General features: G+C 44.2%; 18 protein-coding genes. 10 read left to right on the top strand and 8 right to left on the bottom strand.

Annotated features, from left to right (window positions below):
• Positions 1-27 precede the first annotated feature (27 nt).
• Positions 28-804 carry a hydroxypyruvate isomerase gene (hyi, locus tag AB4209_RS12250; RefSeq protein ID WP_017075254.1) on the bottom strand — a complete coding sequence of 259 codons (777 nt, stop codon included), beginning with the start codon at positions 802-804 and terminating at the stop codon, positions 28-30.
• A 116-nt stretch (positions 805-920) separates the two neighbouring features.
• A complete protein-coding gene (gcl, locus tag AB4209_RS12245; protein WP_372056025.1) occupies positions 921-2,693 on the bottom strand; it encodes a glyoxylate carboligase in 1,773 nt (590 codons plus the stop codon).
• 313 nt (positions 2,694-3,006) lie between these two features.
• Between gcl and aceB the strand changes: the two genes are divergently transcribed.
• Together aceB and AB4209_RS12235 are read left to right on the top strand one after the other, a co-directional pair.
• Positions 3,007-4,632: a malate synthase A gene (aceB, locus tag AB4209_RS12240; protein WP_372056023.1), complete on the top strand. Its 1,626-nt coding sequence runs from the start codon at positions 3,007-3,009 to the stop codon at positions 4,630-4,632.
• Positions 4,633-4,733: 101 nt separating this feature from the next.
• Positions 4,734-5,174 (top strand): heme-binding protein, encoded by a 441-nt coding sequence (locus AB4209_RS12235; protein WP_008220964.1) that lies wholly within the window; start codon positions 4,734-4,736, stop codon positions 5,172-5,174.
• Between the two features lie 149 nt (positions 5,175-5,323).
• On the opposite strand, the gene AB4209_RS12230 is transcribed toward AB4209_RS12235, so the two are convergent.
• Positions 5,324-5,761, bottom strand: coding sequence for a DoxX family protein (locus tag AB4209_RS12230; RefSeq protein WP_372056021.1), 438 nt, complete (start codon positions 5,759-5,761; stop codon positions 5,324-5,326).
• 256 nt (positions 5,762-6,017) lie between these two features.
• Positions 6,018-6,500: a MarR family winged helix-turn-helix transcriptional regulator gene (locus tag AB4209_RS12225; RefSeq protein WP_017054932.1), complete on the bottom strand. Its 483-nt coding sequence runs from the start codon at positions 6,498-6,500 to the stop codon at positions 6,018-6,020.
• 125 nt (positions 6,501-6,625) lie between these two features.
• Here AB4209_RS12225 and AB4209_RS12220 point away from each other — a divergent pair, with 125 nt between their 5' ends.
• The 5 genes from AB4209_RS12220 to AB4209_RS12200 all read left to right on the top strand — a co-directional run bounded on the left by AB4209_RS12220 (position 6,626) and on the right by AB4209_RS12200 (position 11,812).
• Positions 6,626-7,519, top strand: a complete 894-nt coding sequence (locus AB4209_RS12220; RefSeq protein ID WP_372056019.1) for a DMT family transporter — start codon at positions 6,626-6,628, stop codon at positions 7,517-7,519.
• A gap of 143 nt (positions 7,520-7,662) precedes the next feature.
• Positions 7,663-8,586, top strand: coding sequence for a LysR family transcriptional regulator (locus AB4209_RS12215; RefSeq protein WP_017071978.1), 924 nt, complete (start codon positions 7,663-7,665; stop codon positions 8,584-8,586).
• 170 nt (positions 8,587-8,756) lie between these two features.
• Positions 8,757-9,803: a hypothetical protein gene (locus AB4209_RS12210; RefSeq protein WP_372056017.1), complete on the top strand. Its 1,047-nt coding sequence runs from the start codon at positions 8,757-8,759 to the stop codon at positions 9,801-9,803.
• Positions 9,804-9,876: 73 nt separating this feature from the next.
• A complete protein-coding gene (locus tag AB4209_RS12205) occupies positions 9,877-10,530 on the top strand; it encodes a hypothetical protein (RefSeq protein WP_372056015.1) in 654 nt (217 codons plus the stop codon).
• A 367-nt stretch (positions 10,531-10,897) separates the two neighbouring features.
• Positions 10,898-11,812, top strand: a complete 915-nt coding sequence (locus tag AB4209_RS12200) for a DMT family transporter (RefSeq protein WP_372056013.1) — start codon at positions 10,898-10,900, stop codon at positions 11,810-11,812.
• Positions 11,813-11,920: 108 nt separating this feature from the next.
• On the opposite strand, the gene AB4209_RS12195 is transcribed toward AB4209_RS12200, so the two are convergent.
• Genes AB4209_RS12195 through AB4209_RS12185 form a run of 3 tightly spaced genes read right to left on the bottom strand, consistent with a single transcriptional unit; the run spans position 11,921 to position 14,536 of the window.
• Positions 11,921-13,102, bottom strand: coding sequence for an MFS transporter (locus tag AB4209_RS12195; protein ID WP_050620146.1), 1,182 nt, complete (start codon positions 13,100-13,102; stop codon positions 11,921-11,923).
• Positions 13,092-14,240: a phosphotransferase gene (locus tag AB4209_RS12190; protein WP_372056011.1), complete on the bottom strand. Its 1,149-nt coding sequence runs from the start codon at positions 14,238-14,240 to the stop codon at positions 13,092-13,094. The genes AB4209_RS12195 and AB4209_RS12190 overlap by 11 nt, the downstream gene beginning before the upstream one ends.
• A gap of 11 nt (positions 14,241-14,251) precedes the next feature.
• A complete protein-coding gene (locus tag AB4209_RS12185) occupies positions 14,252-14,536 on the bottom strand; it encodes a GNAT family N-acetyltransferase (protein WP_004732803.1) in 285 nt (94 codons plus the stop codon).
• Positions 14,537-14,810: 274 nt separating this feature from the next.
• On the opposite strand from AB4209_RS12185, the gene AB4209_RS12180 reads away from it, so the two are divergent.
• Positions 14,811-15,557: a flagellar brake protein gene (locus tag AB4209_RS12180; protein ID WP_017065025.1), complete on the top strand. Its 747-nt coding sequence runs from the start codon at positions 14,811-14,813 to the stop codon at positions 15,555-15,557.
• A 185-nt stretch (positions 15,558-15,742) separates the two neighbouring features.
• Here the strand turns inward: AB4209_RS12180 and AB4209_RS12175 are convergent, their stop codons facing one another.
• Entirely contained in the window at positions 15,743-18,103 is a 2,361-nt protein-coding gene (locus AB4209_RS12175; protein ID WP_372056009.1) for a Lon protease family protein, read from the bottom strand.
• Between the two features lie 240 nt (positions 18,104-18,343).
• Between AB4209_RS12175 and AB4209_RS12170 the strand changes: the two genes are divergently transcribed.
• On the top strand, positions 18,344-18,838 hold the full coding sequence (locus tag AB4209_RS12170; RefSeq protein ID WP_017068585.1) for a hypothetical protein: 495 nt from the start codon (positions 18,344-18,346) through the stop codon (positions 18,836-18,838).
• Positions 18,839-18,850: 12 nt separating this feature from the next.
• Complete coding sequence (locus AB4209_RS12165) at positions 18,851-20,479, top strand: ABC transporter ATP-binding protein (protein WP_372056007.1); 1,629 nt, start codon at positions 18,851-18,853, stop codon at positions 20,477-20,479.
• Positions 20,480-21,034 lie beyond the last annotated feature (555 nt).

The raw sequence follows: 21,034 nt of genomic DNA, 5'->3' as shown, positions 1-21,034 counted from the left end.
TTAACGTTTGAGGGTTACCAGACGCAATTAACGGTACTGGTGCAGCCAACCAAGGCCTTCTGTCGTCGTTGTTTTTGGTTTGTATTCGCAGCCAACCCAGCCTTGATAGCCAAGCTCATCAAGATAGTTGAGCACGAACGGGTAATTGATTTCTCCAGTCCCCGGTTCGTGTCGGCCTGGATTATCCGCCAGTTGCACGTGTGCGATTTGGCCAATATTTTGTTGCATGGTCGGCGTGAGATCGCCTTCCATAATTTGCATGTGATAAATATCGTATTGGATAGAAAGGTTATCGCTCCCTACCTCTTTAATGATCGCTTTGGCTTGCTCAGTCGTGTTCAAGAAGAAGCCCGGAATATCGCGTGTATTGATCGCTTCTATCACTAAGCTGATGCCTTCTGCTGCTAGCGCGTTCGCCGCGTAATGCAGGTTAATCACAAACGCCGATTGCGCGTCTTGTTGGGTCACACCTTGCGGAACAATCCCCGCCAAGCAATTCACTTGAGTACAACCGAGCGCTTTTGCGTAAGCGATGGCTTTAGGTACACCCGCTTGAAATTCTTCAACTCGTGCTGGGTCGACCGCGATACCACGATCGCCAGCATCCCAATCACCCGCAGGCAGGTTGAATAGCACTTGCTCTAAGTTGTTAGCATCGAGCTTTGCTTTGATTGCCTGAGCATCAAAGGCGTAAGGGAAAAGGTATTCCACACCTTGAAAGCCCGCTTCTGCGGCAGCTTCAAAGCGGTCCATAAAATCAACTTCCGTGAATAACATTGACAAGTTTGCTGCAAATTTTGCCATGACTCTGTCCTTATTCTTTATCTGTAAAAATCTGGTTATTTGTAGTAAAGCCTCGCTCTATTGGAGACTTTCCGTAGAGCTAAACCTCAACTCTACGGATACACATGACTTAATGATTACTTGTACGCCAGCGCCGTTGGAGCATCGCCACGGCTTTCGGCAAGCGGTTCAAATTCGTTAATAGCATTGATCTCAACGCCCATCGCAATGTTGGTTACTCGCTCAAGAATCAACTCAACAACAACCGGGACCTTATGCTTGTTCATCAGCTCTTTGGCTTGCTCAAACGCAGCGGCAATTTGGTCTGGTTCACGAACTCGAATTGCCTTACAGCCTAGGCCTTCAACAACCGCAACATGATCAACACCGTAGCCTTCAAGCTCTGGCGCATTCTGGTTATCAAACGCCAGTTGTACACAATAATCGATATCAAATTGACGCTGTGCTTGGCGAATTAAACCTAGATACGAGTTGTTCACCAACACATGAATATATGGCAGGTTGAATTGCGCGCCAACGGCCAGTTCTTCGATCATGAATTGGAAATCGTAGTCACCAGAGATAGCAACGATATCGCGATTTGGATCAGCAGCTCGTACGCCTAATGCGGCTGGCGTTGTCCAACCCAATGGGCCAGCTTGACCACAGTTGATCCAGTTACGCGGCTTATAAACATGCAGGAACTGAGCGGCAGCAATTTGCGACAAACCAATTGTGCTCACATAACAAGTGTCACGACCAAATGCCTTGTTCATCTCTTCATAAACACGCATCGGTTTCATTGGCGCTTCATCGAAATTGGTTTTACGCAGCATGGTCGATTTGCGTTCCTGACACTCACTTGCCCAAGCATTTCGGTTTGGCAGTTTGCCAGCACCACGCCACTCTTGCGCCACTTCAACCATTAGCTCTAGTGCTGCTTTCGCATCAGAGACTATGCCCAAATCCGGACAGAACACACGGCCGATTTGAGTTGGTTCAATGTCCACATGTACAAACTTACGACCTTCGGTGTAAACATCCACGGACCCGGTATGACGGTTGGCCCAACGGTTACCGACACCAAACACGAAGTCAGATTTGAGCATGGTTTCGTTGCCGTAACGGTGAGACGTTTGTAGCCCTACCATGCCTGCCATTAATTCATGATCATCTGGGATCGAGCCCCAACCCATCAAGGTTGGAATCACAGGAACTCCAGTGATCTCGGCAAACTGTTGCAACAATTCAGACGCACCAGCGTTAATCACGCCACCACCCGATACAATCAGCGGTTTTTCAGATTGAGACATCATGGTTAATGCTTTCTCAACCTGCGCGCGGGTTGCTTGTGGCTTATAAGGTTCTAGCGGTTCATAGGTATCGATATCAAATTCAATTTCAGCCAGCTGAACATCAATCGGTAGATCAATCAGGATTGGCCCCGGACGACCCGAACGCATTAAATGAAAGGCTTTTTGAAATGCGCGTGGCACTTGTGCAGGTTCCAGCACCGTGGTTGCCCATTTAGTGACTGGTTTAGCGATAGATTCAATGTCGACCGCTTGGAAATCTTCTTTATGAAGACGAGCACGGGGCGCTTGGCCGGTGATGCATAGAATTGGAATCGAATCTGCAGTCGCAGAATAAAGGCCCGTGATCATGTCCGTTCCCGCAGGACCAGAAGTACCAATACACACACCTATATTGCCTTGATTGGTACGCGTATACCCTTCAGCCATATGGGATGCACCCTCTACGTGACGAGCTAAGACGTGGTCGATTCCTCCGAGCTTTTTCATAGCCGCATACATAGGGTTAATTGCTGCGCCGGGAACACCAAATGCGATGTCTACACCTTCACGTTTAAGCACCTCTACCGCTGCTTCAATCGCTTTCATAATTGCCATTCGAACCTCCAGTTCAGATTGTATACAATTAAAATAACTTTTGTGTACTATGAACCATCCTAGCTATTTATCAACCCCAAAATGAAACAATTTTGTTACATCAACCCATCACATTAAGTACGCACTCATCCTGAAAAGCTTACAATTCATTGCTTTACATAAAATATCTTTACGTAAAAATAAATTACAAAAAGACCAAATGATAAATAAATGTTAAATACCGTTTGCTTGTTTACAATTTCTACAATATAAATATCCTTAAAAAGAGCATTTTGTATACAAAGTGACATCGTATTGTTCAAAGGAGACAACAATGATGAATGACGTAAAAGAGAGAGAAGAAGTACAGTGTATGCAGGTACTCGGGAATATGGACAACTCCGAGTACAAAGAGATCTTGTCTAAAGATGCATTAAAATTCTTAGAAGCTCTCGTCAATAAGTTTGGAGATCGCCGTCATGCCCTGCTAAGTGACCGCGACACAAAACAAGCTCAATATGACGAGGGTGAGCTACCCAATTTCAGAAAAGACACCATTTCCATTCGTCAGAATAAAGAGTGGAAAGTGGCAACACCTCCAACAGAGCTACTGGATCGTCGCGTAGAGATCACCGGGCCTATCGAAAGAAAGATGGTGATCAACGCGCTAAACTCGGGTGCGAAAGTCTTCATGTGCTGCTTTGAAGATGCGTCTTCCCCGACTTGGGCCAATATGGTCGAAGGGCAAATCAACCTAAGAGACGCCAACCTTGGCACCATTAGCTACTTCGATGAGAAGAAGCAGAAGCGTTACCAATTAAACGACGATCCTGCACTGCTGATTGCCCGCCCACGTGGTATTCATTTGCCTGAGCAGTCCATTCAATTCAACAATCAGCCTATCGGCGGTTGCTTGATGGACTTCGCCTTGTACTTTTTCCACAACTATCAATCACGTGCACAACAAGGTTTGGGGGTTTACTACTACATTCCAAAACTTGAAAGCATGGAAGAAGCACAGTGGTGGGACGATATTTCCAGCTTCACCGAAAACTATTTCCACGTACCCAAAGGCACCATTCGTGCGACGGTTTTGATTGAGACGCTTCCAGCCGTATTCCAAATGGAAGAGATCTTGTACGCAATGCGTGATCATATCGTGGCAATGAACTGTGGCCGTTGGGATTACATCTTCAGCTACATCAAAACGCTGAAAAACCATAAAGACCGCATCTTGCCAGACCGCCACGGGATCGGCATGGATCAAGAGTTTCTAAATGCCTATAGCCAACTGTTGGTGCGTACTTGTCATGCTCGCGGCGCACTGGCGATGGGTGGTATGTCGGCCTTTATTCCAGCGAAAGATCCGCAAGAAATGGCGCGTGTAACCGCCAAGGTTATCGAAGATAAGCAAAGAGAATCTCAGAATGGACACGACGGCACATGGGTCGCGCACCCTGCACTGGTTGATTTGGCAATGTCGATCTTTGATAAGCACTTAGATGGCAAAGTAAACCAAATGGATTTTCAAAGCCCGGAGCATGTGATCAATGCAGACTCGTTGCTAAAACCTTGTGAAGGCAGCCGCGACGAAGCCGGCGTGCGCAAGAATATCCGTATTGCGCTGTATTACATCGAAGCTTGGATTCAAGGCTACGGCTGTGTACCTATCTACGGCCTCATGGAAGATGCCGCGACTGCTGAGATCTCAAGAGCCAATATCTGGCAGTGGATCCACCACGGGGTAACACTCGATGATGGCCAAACCTTTACCAAATCACTATTCCACTCTTGGCTTTACCAAGAGCTAGACACGATAAAACATGAAGTCGGAGACTCGCGCTATACAGCAGGTCGATTTGAAGAGACAGCTGATCTTTTCTATCAACTTTCTACAGCCAAAGAGTTCGCTGCCTTCCTAACTATACCCAGCTATGGGCTATTACAAGAGTCCAGTTAGGACTCTTGTACCGAGCTGAATCAGTCGATGATATTCACAACAAGCGTAATGATTGGCTGACTTAGCTTGGTACACGGCCCCTTGAAAAACTAGGAGATAACATGGGAAGTTTGACTCTACAACAAGCGTTAACCATCATTGATGGCACCTTAAAAGCAGGAAACAAGATCCACACAGAACCTTTGACGGTCGCCGTCTTAGACAGCGGTGGCAAGCTGATTTCTCTGCAACGTCAAGACGGCTCTAGCATGATGCGACCAGACATCGCGATTGCTAAAGCGTGGGGAGCACTCGCACTGGGTTGTTCCTCTAGAAAACTCGCCCAAGATGCTGATAATCGACCAGCATTTATCTCCGCCGTAAACGTACTCGCACACGGAAACATGGTGCCAGTGCCAGGGGGCCTACTGATTCGAGATAAGGATAAAACGGTACTTGGTGCGATTGGGGTCAGCGGTGACATCTCAGACATCGACGAAAGTTGCGCCATCAACGGCATTGGTTGTGCAGAACTGTTCAGTGACGAGATGCTGCAAGCTTAACTCGCTAACTCTCTGTACTTGAAATTCTTAGACAGGAACAAAAAAACCGAAGCGATTAGGCTTCGGTTTTTTGATTCATAAGTTGCGCCAACAACACTAACGAATAACGAATAACGAATAACGAATAACGTGTGATTAGACAAAGAGCACTAACGAACAAGAACCATTAAGCGCGTCCATTTGGTATCTTGCTTTAGCTTGTTAGACAGCCAGTAATCAACACTAAACGATCCCGCGCCAAGTACCGCTAACGCTAGATACCCACCAGCAACAGAGACATTTTTGTAGAAGTGAATCATTTGACCCGACGAACTTGGGTCGAAGTGAAACATAACACCAGAGACTAAAGAAAAAAATGCAATCGAGAACGCTGTAAAGCGAGTCATAAATCCAGCTAAAATTGCAAGCCCGCCACCGAGTTCAAGCAAGATAACCAAAGGCAACAAGTTAGCACTAACTCCTTGAGATACCATATATCCCGCGGTTCCTTCATAGCTAAATAGCTTTCCCCAACCCGCTTGAATAAACAAGTAAGCCAATAAAATACGAGCGAAAAAAGTTAGTGTGTCGTTCAATCTAGTGTTCATAGTTCTAAGCCTTGATAAGTTTCATTGCCGATAGGTTATTCGACTTAGCATTAAGATGATAACGAGAAAAATAGAACAACTTGTTTGAAATTTTAGTAGACATACTCGCTTTGAAAAAGCTAGAGAAGTGCTGGAGAGTATCAGCTCAGCCTAAGCCATCTAAATGAGTCAGAAAAATAAACCCGTCTAACAAGCACAAAAAAAACCGAAGCTCATCACTTCGGTTTTCAAATCAGTTTGAGTTAACTCACGTCGATTACTCGTAAGCACTCAACCATGTTTTCAGCAGTTGGTTGGTGTTCTTCTTCTGGCTCGCAGACAGAGACTTAACCAGTTTTTTCTGCATTTCGACATGTTCAGTCATCATTTGGTCAATCAGAATAAGACCATCTTTGGTTAACTGAACACTCACGCTGCGTCTGTCTTCTTTGCTGTGCTCACGACTGATCAGCCCTTTGGCTTCTAGCTTATCAAGGCGATTGGTCATCGCGCCAGATGTCAGCATCATCGACCCAATCAATTCTGATGGCGTGAGTCGGTAAGGCTTTCCAGAACGTCGCAACGTAGCCAGTACATCAAACTCACCGAGTTTCATGTCGTATTTTTTATGAAGCTCGGCAACTTGAGTCTCCATATACTTGGCAATACGCATAATCCGGCCCATCATTGCCATAGGCTCAGTTTCTAGCTCAGGCTTTTCCTTTGCCCATTGCTCTACTACGCGGTCGATAGCATCCATTTGCAATCTCGCTCCGTTATTAGTCTTGATTACTTCAAACTAGTTTAACATAAAGATACTTTACAACCACATGATCTAAGTATACAGTTCACACAATTAGTTATCTTAACGTAAAGATATTTCATATGAACATACTACTCGCGATGATCCCCGCGTTCTTTTGGGGAACAACTTATGCAGTGACGCAGTTTACTCTTCAGGAATGGCCTCCTCTGCTACTTGGTGCTTTACGCGCCTTGCCTGCTGGCTTATTGCTGCTTGCAGTAAAACCTAGCCTGCCAAAAAAAGGCGAGTGGCAGATCATTTTCACCTTAGGTCTGATTAACATCGCGACCTTCTTTGGTTTGATCTTCGTAATGGCACTAACGCTGCCTTCGGCAATCTCTGGCGTGGGCATGATCTCCGTGCCGGTGTTCGCGATGATCTTCCACTGGGTAGTGAAAAAACAGCGCCCGCATCTGATTCAAGCCCTTTCGGGTATTGGCTTGATCACCTTAGCGTGGATACTGTTTAACCCAAGCCAAATTGCTCTGAACCCAATCGGTTTAGGCGCAATGTTTGCCGCAATAATGTGTATTGTCATCGGCAGCAGCATTACCAAGTCACTGGGTAACCGCATGCACTGGTGGAAGGTATTAACGTGGCAACTGATTTTGGGTGGTACGATTTTGTCTATCGCTTCTGGCGTTCATGCCTTCATCGACCCACAGCCTTATATTAATGCTGTCACTCATTTCGATACTCGCAACGCTATGGGTCTATTGTGGGTGATTGGACTGAACACAGCGCTGGGTTACGGCATGTATGTGTGGTTGCTACAACGTATGTCGGTGGTTGATTTCACCTTCGGCGGTATTGCAAACCCAGTTGCGGGCATCTTGACCGGTATGGTGTTAATGGGTGAATCATTTACTCCAGTCCAATATTCACTAATGACTGGCATGATCGTGATGTCATTGATGCCGCAGCTTATCCTTGCAGTAAGACAAACCAAACAAGTTAAGCCTGTTACGCAATAGAATTTACATATAGTAACGACCTACACAAAAACCCGCCAAGTGCGGGTTTTATTTTACCGACTTCACATCTATATAATATATCTATTTGTTCTCTAACGACGCACACCTTATTATGAATTCAATCATCAATTCAGGCGTTCGATATGGCAAAAGATCTCTTCTCCAACTTAGACTTAAATCTTCTTCGCACTTTTATCATCTTGCATCAAGAACGAAACATGCGAAAAGCAGCTGAACGTCTCTTTGTATCTCAACCAGCGGTCAGTAAAGCCCTACAAAGGCTGCGTGACCATTTTGACGATGAACTATTTGTAAAAACACACCATGGCTTGCGCGCGACTGATCACGCGACAATGTTAGCGGAAAGCATTTCACCAATCTTGGATGATCTTTCTTCAGCACTCAATAATAGTAATGAATTCAACCCTAGTGAACTACGCGGGCCCCTCAAGTTAGCGTTATCTCCTTTCCTCCTTAGCTCACTATCAAGTAAGTTATTCAAAGCAATTCGCTCTCAAGCTCCGCATGTTCAAGTTCAGCTATTAAGCTGGTCTAAAACAACGATGGCTGACATCATTAATGATGAGGTGCTGATTGGTTTCAATTATGAAATTAACCACGCCCCCAAGGAGCTCTTACAACAACCGATAGCCCAAGACAGTTTTAAAGGTTACTTGAGAGAAGGCCATCCTTATCAGAAAGATTTTATTGAAATCAAAGATGGCGTTAAGTTTGAGCTAGCTACAATTATTGCGATAGATTGGAACTCTCATCAAACACTTGCAGAAAAAATAATGAAAATCAAAGGACTAGAAGCAAGAATAGGCTTCCGTTCAGAGCTGCCATCAGCGGTTATTGATGTAGTACAAAACTCCGACATGATGTTCCCTGCCTCGAAATTTTTAGGCATAGAGAAGAAAACCTCCTTACGGGCCATCGACATCTTATTTGACAACAAGGATATCAACCCTATCGTGTGTGCATACTTTCACCACAAACATCGTAACAGTCCTACAACTCTATGGCTTAAGAAGATATTGGATAACCTTCTCAATAATAACCAGTAGTTATCACCCTCTTTACTCTGTTTCATTAATAACTAATCGTTAAGGCCTCTATTCTTTTAAGGAATTAGAGGCTTTTTTATTCAGTCCATATACTTCTCTCATCGGCTAGGAACGCCACATAACACTGCAAGAAGCAAACCTTGTTCCTATACAATATTTGAGAGTAAACAATGAAACTAAAACTATTAAGTACCCTTATCGCAGCCTCTTTCCTAGCTGGTTGTTCTTCTTCTGGTTCAAGTGACAACGGTGGCGGTATTGATCCACAAGACGGTATTGCAGATGTTACATATTTCCAAGGCGAAAACGTAGAAGTTGCTCGTATCAATGGCGATGAAGGTGAACATAATTCGTTAATTGTACGTGGCGCTGACGGAAAAAGTTACGTTCTAATTAACGGACAAGCGTACACAGTAGAAAATAACATTGTAAGTGATGCAGAAGGACAAAAAGTTGGTGATGTTCAAAGTAAAAATGGTGAGCTAATCTTTGTAGGTACACACGGTGGTACATTTGTAATCAGTGTAGAAGACGGGCGCTTAATAGCTTCTGATGTACATGGTCCTATCGATCCTGACTATGGACTTCCTGTTACACCTTCAAACCCGATTTATGTAGAGCCATCTAATCCTATAGAAGACGCTACACCATCAAACCCTATCGAAGGAATCCCCAATAACGAGCTACCTGGCTTTAAAGATAAATTAGGTGACATCTTCACCACAGAAGTAATTATCGATACAAAGATCCTAACTGCTTACGACATTAAGAATGACGAAAATGGGAACTGGCATCAAGTTGTTGTGCGTCGCGATGTAGACGGTAATCTGCTTTATGTTGAAATTGGTGGGACAATATTCAATCACAAGTTCGACGGTAGTAACATTGAAGGTATCGTAAACAAGATCCAAGATAAACTAAAAGATACCTACGAAATCCGAGTCGAAACCGATAGTAAGTATCTGACTGTTTTAAATATTACTAACAACAATAATAATAACTGGCACCAAGTAGCAATCGTTCGTAACCAAGACGATTCTATCCGGTACATTGAAGTTGGCGGTTCAGTTATCAATAATAAATTTGATGGCTCCAACATAGACCGTGACAACCAAGATGTTACAAAAGCAGAGCTGAAACAAAAAATTCAATCTCTTTCTCAAGAGCAACGTCAGCAAATTAAACAAGCAGTAAAAGACCGCGCTAACCGCAGCTAATAAAAAATAATAAATATAAAAGCAAAGGAGCCGCTTATTAGCGGCTCCTTTTTATTTGAGAGTTGAGAACACGATGAAACGACTATTGATCACTTTATTGATGCCCTTCGCCATATATGCAAACGACCATCAATTACAAACATTAAGCTACCACGAGCCGAGTTTAAGTTTTCAAACAGCTAAAGCTGGAGACAACTGGATAGGTACAGTATCCGGCGTAATTCAAGCAACTGAAGAAGTGAACATCAGTGCAGAAATAGATTCTGAAGGATATTTAGAACTAGGTACAGGCTATGGCGTAATGCTAGGTGATTACTACACAGAAGCTTTCATCAGCTATGGTCGTGCCGATTTTTTTGATATTTATGATATTGGCTTATTCAGCGGAACAGCTCTAACCAACAACATAATGGTATTTGGTAACACATCCCATGAATGGCGAAAATTCCCTTTATTCGATTTAAGTGATGCGAGCCGAGAATGGAAAAGTACCATTGGGACCAGTTACTCTCCCACACAGTTTATGAACTTTGCTTATTCATTCAGTCATGACCGCCAATTAACGGGGTCAAAAGGTTATTACAACAGCCAAGACGTCACTTTTACGCTGAAACCCAAATGGGTGGAACCGTATGTGAAATATACATTCGGTCAAAAGCGCGTTAGTCCAAGTGACCGTACCCGTTCTGATGGCATCGTCGAGTTAGGCTTCAACCTACGTTTTTAGTTTACCGTTTCGTGTGGTAGCTCTCACCCCTTTATAGTTTGATTCAATAAAGGGGCTTTTTGCCTCGTACTAAGTCTTTAGTACCAATCAAGAATAAAACAATCACCTTAAATAATGTTCTCACTTCGGCCTCAATTTCAACCTTCTATCTCCCACCAATCCCTCAAAAAGAACAATAACTTTAACTCACCCTGCCTTTGTGAAAATAAATTATTAAAAAAGATTACATTAGAGATTTAATTTCTATATTTCATTTCAATTAGAGATAAAAAGACAAAAACTTTCTCCGACGACCTACTTATACTGTGCCACGTCGTTAAGGCGCCACAAGCTTATGATTTAAAATAATTATTAATGAGTAGTCACCATGAATTCGAAGTCTCTAACTATTTTGCTTTTTGTCTCTGTTTGCTCAATTTGGGGAACCACTTGGTTCGCTATGGAAGTAGCATTGCATTCTATCCCACCTATTTTTGCTACTGCGTTACGCTTTTTACTTGCAGCACCTCTGCTTGCGGTATTAGCGAAAGTCTTCAACCAACCACTGCTGTTCCCTAAAGGTAAGCGCCAATGGCTGCTTATTGTTGCGCTGATGTATTTCGCGATTCCGTTTACGTTGATGATCTATGGCGAGCAATACATCTCTTCAGGTTTAGCGTCGATCATCTTCGCCAACATGCCTGTGGTTGTGATGCTGATGTCTGGCTTATTCTTAGGTCTACGACTGGCGAAGCACCAGATATTCGGTTTGATTACTGCTGTTGTGAGCCTATGTTTAATCCTTGGCAACGAAATGCAGATGGGTGGCGATGACTACCTAATTGGCACGGTTTGCTTAGGCCTTGCTGTTGCGATTCACGCAGTTATGTATGTGCTGGTTCAAAAGCACTGCAAAGGTATTGAAGTACTAACCTACAACGCCGTACCGAGCCTGATTGCTGCTTTATTCTTATTCGCTGTTTCAGCTGTAGGTGAAAACGTGAATGTTGAATCCTTCACTGGGGATTCAATCTCAGCCGTGGTTTACCTAGGCTTTGTCGCGAGTGTTGGCGGCGTTGTGGCTTACTTCAAATTAGGACAGGTTTCGACCCCTTTCCAAGCGTCTATCTGCTTCCTAATCTTCCCAGTGGTTGCGCTGCTGATCTCTTGCTACATCAATGGTGAGGTTCTATCTGAACAGTCACTTGTAATGATGATTCCTCTACTTTGCGGCATCTTACTGACCAAAGCACCAAAGGGAATCTTCAAGCTGCGTACCGAATTAAAAACCGTAAGAAACTGATCCGCGTGAAACCTATTTTGCGGATTAGATATACATATCCCACATAAACAAAAAGCTCCAATATCACTATTGGAGCTTTTTGCTTATTTCATAATATCGAGACCAACATTAGCGCCAGCTAAACATTCGCACTTCATTGCCTTCTTCAGGTGTCTTAGGAATGTTTAAAGACAACGCCAAAGAAACCGCCGCCATCGCAGCACCGATGTAGAAAACCGTTGCAGGGGACGACAACCAAATCACACCAAACACGACCGGAATAACAACCGCGGCAATATGGTTGATGGTGAAAGAGACACCAGCAGTTGATGCCATGTCTGCCGGGTCTGCGATTTTCTGGAAGTAAGTTTTGATCGCCAGCGCCAATGCAAAGAACAGGTGATCGATCACGTAAAGTGCCGCCGCCCATTCCGCGCTTTGCACCAAACCATAACCGACAAACACACCAATCAAGCCAACATACTCGAAGATCAACGCTTTACGCTCGCCAACCACACCGATAAATCGACCAATGCGCTTCGCAAACAAGAAGTTAAATAGGTAATTAACCAAGAACAACAATGTGACGTCAGCAGCCGAGTAACCAAACTTCTCTACCATCAAGAAGCCTGCAAACACAGTGAAGATTTGTCTTCTCGCACCGCTCATAAACGTTAGCGCGTAGTAGAGCCAGTAACGCTTTCGCAGCACCAACTTCTTATTCTGTGGCGTTTTGGTCTGAAACTCAGGGAAGCCAAAGGTCATCACCAAAACCAGAATAAAACCAATACCGCCAGTAATACCGTACACCCAAGCAAAGTCGAGCTTCAGCTGTTCTAGCATCACCCAGATAGATCCGTAAGTGATTAAGGATGCCAGTGCGCCGACTGAGATCATCTTACCTAGCATCTCTGGCGCTTCTTCTTTACTCAACCATTGCAGTGACAAAGACTGCTTCAGCGTTTCAAAATAGTGAAAGCCCGTCGACATTAAAATGGTAGTCAGCAACAATCCAGTGAGTGAGGGGAACAGACCCGTAATCGCGGTGCCTACAGTAAGCATCGCCAGCGATATCAACATGAAGCGTTGCTCACGAATGAATGCCAACACAAACACTACGGTAAACGCTAAGAAACCCGGGATCTCACGCACACTTTGCAGCAAGCCAATATCCGCACCATCAAAGTTCGCCTTCTCAATCACGAAGTTATTAAGTAAAGCCATCCAGCTCGAAAACGCGATCGGTACAACAATCGAAATCAGTAATAAAAAGTTTTGCGGCGTTTTCCAGCTCGCGGTTCTATCGAACATTGACGGACTCCTGTTCGTCTAATTGAGTGAGCACTCGTAAGGTCAACTGCTCAGTATAAGGGTTAATCTTCCAATGCTCTGGGCTCCAGCCTTTTACGAAACGTTGGAAATCGGCCCACGCCACGTAAAACATTGGTCGCCATGCTGCTTCTACCTCATCAAATGAAAGGTGTGGCTGATAGTACGCCAATGCCTCTTTCAAGTAGTGGAAGTAAGCATCTAGTACTTCTGATTCAAGCTCTGCGCAATCTTGTGGCCTAATCGCGCTGCTCATGAACAAGGCGACGTCTTTCATCGCACAGCCGTAACCCACATATTGGAAATCGACCGCAGCTGCTCGCTCGCTTTCAGAATCAAAACAAAAATTGGCGAGCTTGGCATCGCCATGTACCAAGGTTTGATATGGACATTCTTTTAGTAAACGGTCGATGTGCTTGGCTTGGTTCTTCAATGGTAAATCAGCCAAGGCATTGAGCTCATCAGGACGTGTATCTAGATGCCAATAAGTACCGACTTGCCACAATGATGACAACTGCTCTTGATTGATATTGATGTGCTTTACGTGAAAGTTAGCGAGCCATTTAAGGCAAGCATTACGTTGTTTTTGCTCTTCTCGTGTGTAACTAGATACCTGATAGTCAGAAGCTGCAAGTACATCAAACTGAGAGGTTAACGGAAAACCTATATCCGCTAAGTCTTGCATCACTATCAGCCACTCATTCTCTTCTAGTTCACATTGCAGCCCAACAGGTACAGGGCAGCGCTCATCCCATTGTTGGGTGAATGACTGATACCAAGCTGTTTCCACTTGGTAAGAGTGTACCTTTCGTTGGTGAGAGAATTTGGTATTCCAACCCTTTGGGTGTTCAGCTTTATCTGGCAACGCGACATGTTTAACAATCACACTCTTGAGTTCCGCACTGCTTTCTTGAGAAAAGACTAAGCGAACTAACTCGCCATATCCACCCCATAGGCGTTGAATCACTTGGACATCAAACCCTTCATGACAACCCAGCGAGGTCGCTATTTTTTGATAAAGCTCATTTTGATAAAACTCTTGTTGATAAAGCTCTGGCTGATTTTGACTTGAACCCGCTTCAGGTTGAGCTCGATTATTCGACGATATTGATTGAGACATATTACTCGTTGTTATGCTTTATCGGATAGAAGGTGTGACCACTGTGGCTGCCTATTCATGTAGTGAACCACATAGCTACAAACCGGCACAATTTTGAAGCCCGCTTGTTCAATTTCAGGCAATACCGACTCCATCATCACCTTCCCAAAGCCCTTGCCTTGCAGTTCATCAGGAATGCGTGTCGACGTGATATGTAGTACATCTCCGTCCTTTTGATACTTAACGACCGCGAACTGGTTGGGTTCTAACTCTACCGTGATCTGGTTCACTTCTTGATCCCATTTTACTGCCTGCATTCTCAACTCCTGCAAATAATTGATACGACAAACAATAAAAGTTTGAAGTATGAGTTCCTTGTAATAGACTAGCGCAAGTGCATATAAATAAAACTAAGTACTTACAATCAAAGAAAATATTATTATAGCGTGTGGTTATAAATAAAATTCAAACCAATTAAAAGCACTCTATAAATTGCGTTAGTACACCTACTAAATCTAGCACGTAATAACCCCTTGTTAGCAAGTTACCAGTATAACTAACAGACGCATGTTGGCGCATGGAGAACATATAATGAACGCACCCCTGAAGAAGCCTTTGGAGCATAATCAGGCACTTCAAGACCCTCGTAATCGCACCGTTTCCACTATCAATAGCACTGATGCACTGGCCATGATTGAGCACGGCAGTGAGCTGACATTAAATGTCTCGACTCCCGTTGGCACGAAGTTTCTCGCCACCACCAAGTTTATCGGAACGCACAGTGATAACTGTATTGTGGTTGAGGTTCCCGAGGTATCCAATGAAGATCTGAACTTTTTCTTTCAAGAGGGTTTTTGGATGACCGCTCGTGCGTATTCTCTACGAGGTGAAGGCGCGCTTATCCACTTTAGAAGCCAAATTCACCATAAGATTGGTGAACCCTTCCCTATTCTAGTGCTGTCTACACCAAGCACGATGCAAGTGACACAGCTACGTAAAGAAACACGCTATGAAGTGAATCTGGCTTCAAGAATCATCTTCAACGACCAGCGAGCAAACTGTGAGATACGAGATTTATCGAAAAGTGGTTGTCGTTTCGTTACCTCACCAACCTCTCGTGCGATTCAGATTGCCGATCGCGTGTCTATTGAGATAACCCCTGAGAACTACAACGGACCACTGATTCCGCCATTGCGAGGCATCGTCTGTAATTTACAGAAATCGACGCACTACGCTCGATACGGTGTCGAATTTGATGATATTGGCAGAGCTAACGCCAAACACTTATTGGCAAAACTGAAGTTCGATGGCACCAAGCTATGCTTGCGAAACGGTTAACACCATTTAACACGCAACTTTCACCGAATACCGTAAGCTGACCAAATACAAATAGCTCACTGGCAAACTAAACCTCAACCAACAAAAAAGCCATCGACTCTAGAATCGATGGCTTTTGCGTTTTGGCTGTTTGTTTATTTGTTTAGCTATCTATTTAGCAAATAGTTTGTATCTAGATATTCAAACTATTTGCGCAGTGCGTTCAGTTTAGCTTGGGCGATACCAAAGATAGTATCAATTGGATAACTACCCTCATCACTTGCCTCACCTGCGGCTTTACCTGTAAACAGCTCAATCGCCTCTGTTACATGGTCAATCGCCCAGATATTAAACTCGCCCTTTTCAACCGCTTTCACAATATCGCTACGCAGCATCAGGTTGTGAACATTTGAACGTGGGATGATCACCCCTTGTTCGTTTGAACGCCCTTTGATTTCACACACATCAAAGAAACCTTCAATTTTCTCGTTCACACCACCAATTGGCTGAGACTCACCAAACTGGTTCATCGAGCCTGTAATTGCGATATCTTGACGGTTTGGTTGCTTAGAGAACGCTGATACAACCGCACAGAACTCGGCCATACTCGCACTGTCACCATCGACGCCACCATACGATTGCTCGAAGGTGATGTTAGTGGTGAGCGGGACTTTGGCTGTCTTACCAAATACGGAAGAAAGGTAAGCCGACAAGATCATCACGCCTTTTGAGTGAATACTGCCACCTAGGTCTACGTTTCTTTCAATATCAATCACTTCACCATCACCGTAAGCGGTGGTTGCCGTGATTCGGTTCGGCGCACCAAACATATGATCCGTCGTGCTGAGTACAGACAGCGCATTCACTTGCCCAACCGCTTGACCATCAACATGGATTAGCGTTGTGCCGTTAGTGAAGGTTTCCATCACGCTGTCTTGCAGTCGTCCGACACGCATCTGTTGGTTAGATAACGCTTGGTCAACGTGCGTTGCACGAATCAGGTTCGATTTTGAGCCTCTCGCCACGTAGTTTGATTCACGAAGCAGATTAGCAATGTGAGCAGAGTGCAGAGACAATTTACCTTGGTCACCGGCCTGACGAGAGCTGTGCTCAATGATGCGAGCGATCGCTTTACGGTCACAATGCAGCATGTTGTTGTCGTGCACGATGCTCGAAATAAAGCGCGCGTAATGCATTTCAGAATCGGGAGTACGCTTCATCTCATCTTCAAAATCGGCCGTTACACGGAACAGTTCACCAAACTCTGCATCGTAGTGTTGCAGCAGTTGGTAAGTTCGGTAATCGCCAAACAGGATGATCTTAACATCCAATGGAATCGGTTCTGGATCAAGCGATACCGCCCCCGTTAAGGTCACCTCTTTTTCTAATGAAGTGAAGCTCAATTGACGTGAACGCAGTGCTCGTTTCAAGCCTTCCCAAACGTACGGCTGCTCAAGTACCTTCACCGCATCCATCAGTAATACGCCACCGTTGGCTCTGTGTAAGCTACCTGCGCGAATCAATGAGAAGTCAGTAAAGACAGTACCCTTGAACGTCGCCGTTTCTACATAGCCAAACAGAGAGTGATAATTTGGATTCTCTTCCACCACGATCGGCAGAGTCTCCTCCTTTTGGCTCACAATCACATTAACCTTGTAGCGACGCGGCATTTTCTTATCCAAAGAGGCCGTTGCAACTTCTGCTTGCTCAGTGCTCTCTTCTAAGAAGATGTCAGCGTTGTCGACAATGTCTTTACGCAGTGCCGTTAGGTACTTTTTAATGTCTGGATATTGGCTGTAATCCTTCTTCAATTGCTTGATGAAGTGCGTGATCACGTCTCGCGCAGTATCATCATTCAGTTTTTGAGTTTTCTCAGTGTACGTTTCTTCAAGTTCCGTCAACTCACGAGAAATGGTTCGCAGACCGACTTCCAATCCATCAATGGTTTTATCGAACTGGTCTTGCTCTTCTGGCGAAAGCAGATCGAAGCTCTCTTCGGTATGAAGATCATCCCCATTCATGGCCACAAACTGGTAATCACCCTGAGTGGTGATCGTCAGGTTAATGCCCTTGTCTTTCGCTTCTTGGCTAATGCTTTCTAACGCGGCTTGTTGCTTAGCTGCTAATTGGTTTTTAAGCCTATCAGCACGGCTAAAGTACATCTCGTTATCAAACGCTAGAGGCATACCTTTCAGCAATTTACGCATTAGCTTTTCAATATCTTGCTTTAAGCTGCTGCCAACGCCACGAGGTAATTTCAGTACCTTAGGTGTACGAATATCTTCAAAGTTCGCGATATAACACCAATCAAAAAGCTCCTGCACTTCTTGAGGGTGACGGTTCAGATAGCGCAAGATCATGGTGCGTTTACCCAGACCATTTCGCCCTATCGCATAAATGTTGTAACCCTTTTCCTTGATTGACATCGCGAACTCAACGGCTTTTTGTGCCCGTTCCTGCCCGACGATTTCGTCAATTGGAGCCAGTTCTTTGGTCGACTTACATGGTAGCTTGTCTAAATCCGCTACCTGATACAGCTGTTCTGTATTGAGTCTTTGCATCGCCATCGCCGCCTCCTTAGTCCTTCATTACTTGGGTGTAGATAAAATCAGTGTAGATGTAATTTCCTACAAATTTAGTGACTTACGCTACACAGCTGTTCAACTGAACAAATAACACACAATTTAAGCCATTTTTAGGAATAGCTCGTCATTTAATTCACCAACTTAACATGTGAATGATTTTAATTTGCAATTGATAATAAATATCATTAACATTTTCGGATATTATAAATTGAGGATGTGGATATGGAAATTGAACGATGCTGGATGCACTACCTAAAAGCTGAACAGTTAATGGAACAAGGTCACTGGCCTGAAGCACAGCGCCTATATGGTGATGTTCTAACCTCACTTCCTCATCACATCCAAGATGCAGCATACCAAAGCGATATCAAGCCTTGCCAATTTGCCTGCTTGCTTGCCGGGTTAAGAGACGCGAGCGTCGCTCAATCAGAGATACTCAACCGATTAGGTCAGCACCAACAAGCCTTCGATACCTTGAATCAATCTTACGCTCTGATGCAATTTATCTCTCTGGAGAACACTGAGCTGATTCAACGTACCTTTGGATTATTGGAAAAGCAGAGCGAAGGTTTGCTCAATCACCTGATCGCTTTTTGCAGCGCTCAGCGCAGTTCGCATTGGATGCTCGAACTAGAACAAATTCAACGTGCTCATCACCATTTTGGGCAACTTAAAACAACGTCAGAAGTTCAATCTTCACCTAATGTCTTAAATTGATAAGGATATATCATGTCGGACCGGGCTCTTCTTAAAGTCAATAACCTCTCCGTTAGCTTCAAAACCAACGATGGAATCGTTGATGCGGTGAAAAAGGTTAACTTTACCCTTAAATCCAGCGAAACCTTGGCCATTGTTGGTGAATCAGGTTCTGGTAAATCTGTCTCTTCCAACGCACTGATGCGTCTACTTCCAGACAACGCCATTATTGATCCGCAGTCTCAAATTGAGTTTGAAGGCGAGTCTGTTCTCGAAAAATCAGAGCGTGAAATGCAGTCGATTCGTGGCGACAGAATCGGCATGATCTTTCAAGAGCCGATGACATCTTTGAACCCATACCTGCGCGTCGGCATTCAAGTGGCAGAAGCTATTATGTGGCATCGTAAAGTGTCAAAGTCTCAAGCCAAACAGCGAGTGATTGAGCTGTTTAATCTTGTGCACTTGCCAATGCCAGAAAAGTCGTACACCAAGTACCCTCACGAATTTTCGGGTGGTCAGCTGCAACGCATCATGATTGCGATGGCTTTGATCAACGAGCCCGATATTTTGATTGCCGACGAACCCACCACCGCATTGGATGTGACCGTACAAGCGGAAGTGCTTTCTCTTATCAAAGAAATCCAAAACAAAATGGGCATGGCAATTTTGTTCATCACCCATGACTTAGGTGTGGTGAAACACTTTGCAGACCGCGTGCTAGTGATGTGTAAAGGTGAGCTCGTAGAAGAAGGGATGACTCAATCTTTGTTCGATAGTCCTAAACATGATTACACAAGAATGCTCATTAACTCGATTCCGAAAGGCGCTAAGGTTCCTGTTGAGGCGACAGCCCCAGAACTATTGTGTGCTGACGACATCCGAGTTCAGTTCTTGGTGAAATCACACTTTATCAAGAGTAAAAGCCAGTACTTCGAAGCCGTAAAAGGCATTTCGTTGAATCTTAAGCAAGGCGAAACGCTAGGCATTGTTGGTGAATCTGGTTCAGGTAAATCAACCCTTGGACGTGCATTAATCGGCTTGCTGCCGAGTACCGGACGTATTGTTTACAAAGGCCAATACGTTAGCTTATTAAATGATAAAGCGCGTCACAAGCTCAAGAAAGATGTCCAAATGGTGTTCCAAGATCCTTATGGTTCTTTATCACCACGCATGACAGTTGGGGAAATCATCACCGAAGGCTTAACGGTGCATCAACCTCATCTATCCAAGCAAGAACGTTTAGAAAGAGCGCGCAAAGCATTGATTGAAGTTCGCTTAGAGCCGAATTCAATAAACCGTTATCCACATGAGTTCTCTGGCGGGCAAAGACAACGTATCGCGATTGCTCGCGCACTGATTCTAGAGCCCTCTTTCATTTTGCTGGATGAACCGACTTCAGCACTCGATCGCTCAGTACAACTGACCGTGATTGACCTGCTGAAAGACATTCAAGCCAAGCACAATATCGGCTTCCTGTTCATCAGCCACGATCTCTCGGTAGTGAAAGCACTGTCGGATCGTGTATTGGTGATGCAGAAGGGTGAAGTGATGGAAGAAGGGTCTGCAGAAGATATTTTCAACAACCCGAAAAATGACTACACCAAGAAGTTAATCGCAGCGTCATTCGACTTAGAAAATAAATCGAAAAAAAATGCGGCGTAACGGGAACTAATCAACATTAACAGCGTCTTATAATTACATTCTGAATAATCTCCTAATGGATTGAAATCTAGAATGGATATAGCAAAACTGGTTTGGCCGCCAAAAGAGAAATGTCGCATGGATGCGACATTTTTCGTTTCTGTTCAGACGACAATGATTAACTTTAAATTTCTCAAAAAGCGAAATTCAATACTATTACTTTAAATTCATTTCTGACTAGCGGGTACAACTGTATCTGTAGACCTATTCATTACTAATAAATACAATCCGTAAGCTGACTAAATACACAATTCCCGCCTGGAATTTTTTCTGTATATAACGTTTATCTGCACGTTCAATACAGAAAATCAATGCGTCATTCACATTTATATGACTCACTCCAATAGAGCGAGTGATAGCAAATCCTGTACTCGATACAATATTTTCTATCAACTACCAAATCTCTTGAGCCTAATATATAACCATATATTCATTCGACATGAGGAATATAATGACAAATTATTCTCTCCCAAACAAGTAACACCCCCGTCATCACCCAGGGCGGGATCGCACTTT

The sequence above is a fragment of the Vibrio sp. 10N.286.48.C11 genome (genome assembly GCF_041469805.1).
Lineage (GTDB): Bacteria > Pseudomonadota > Gammaproteobacteria > Enterobacterales > Vibrionaceae > Vibrio > Vibrio crassostreae_C.
Note: the sequence above shows the minus strand (reverse complement) of the source record. Positions and strands in the feature narration are given on the sequence as shown.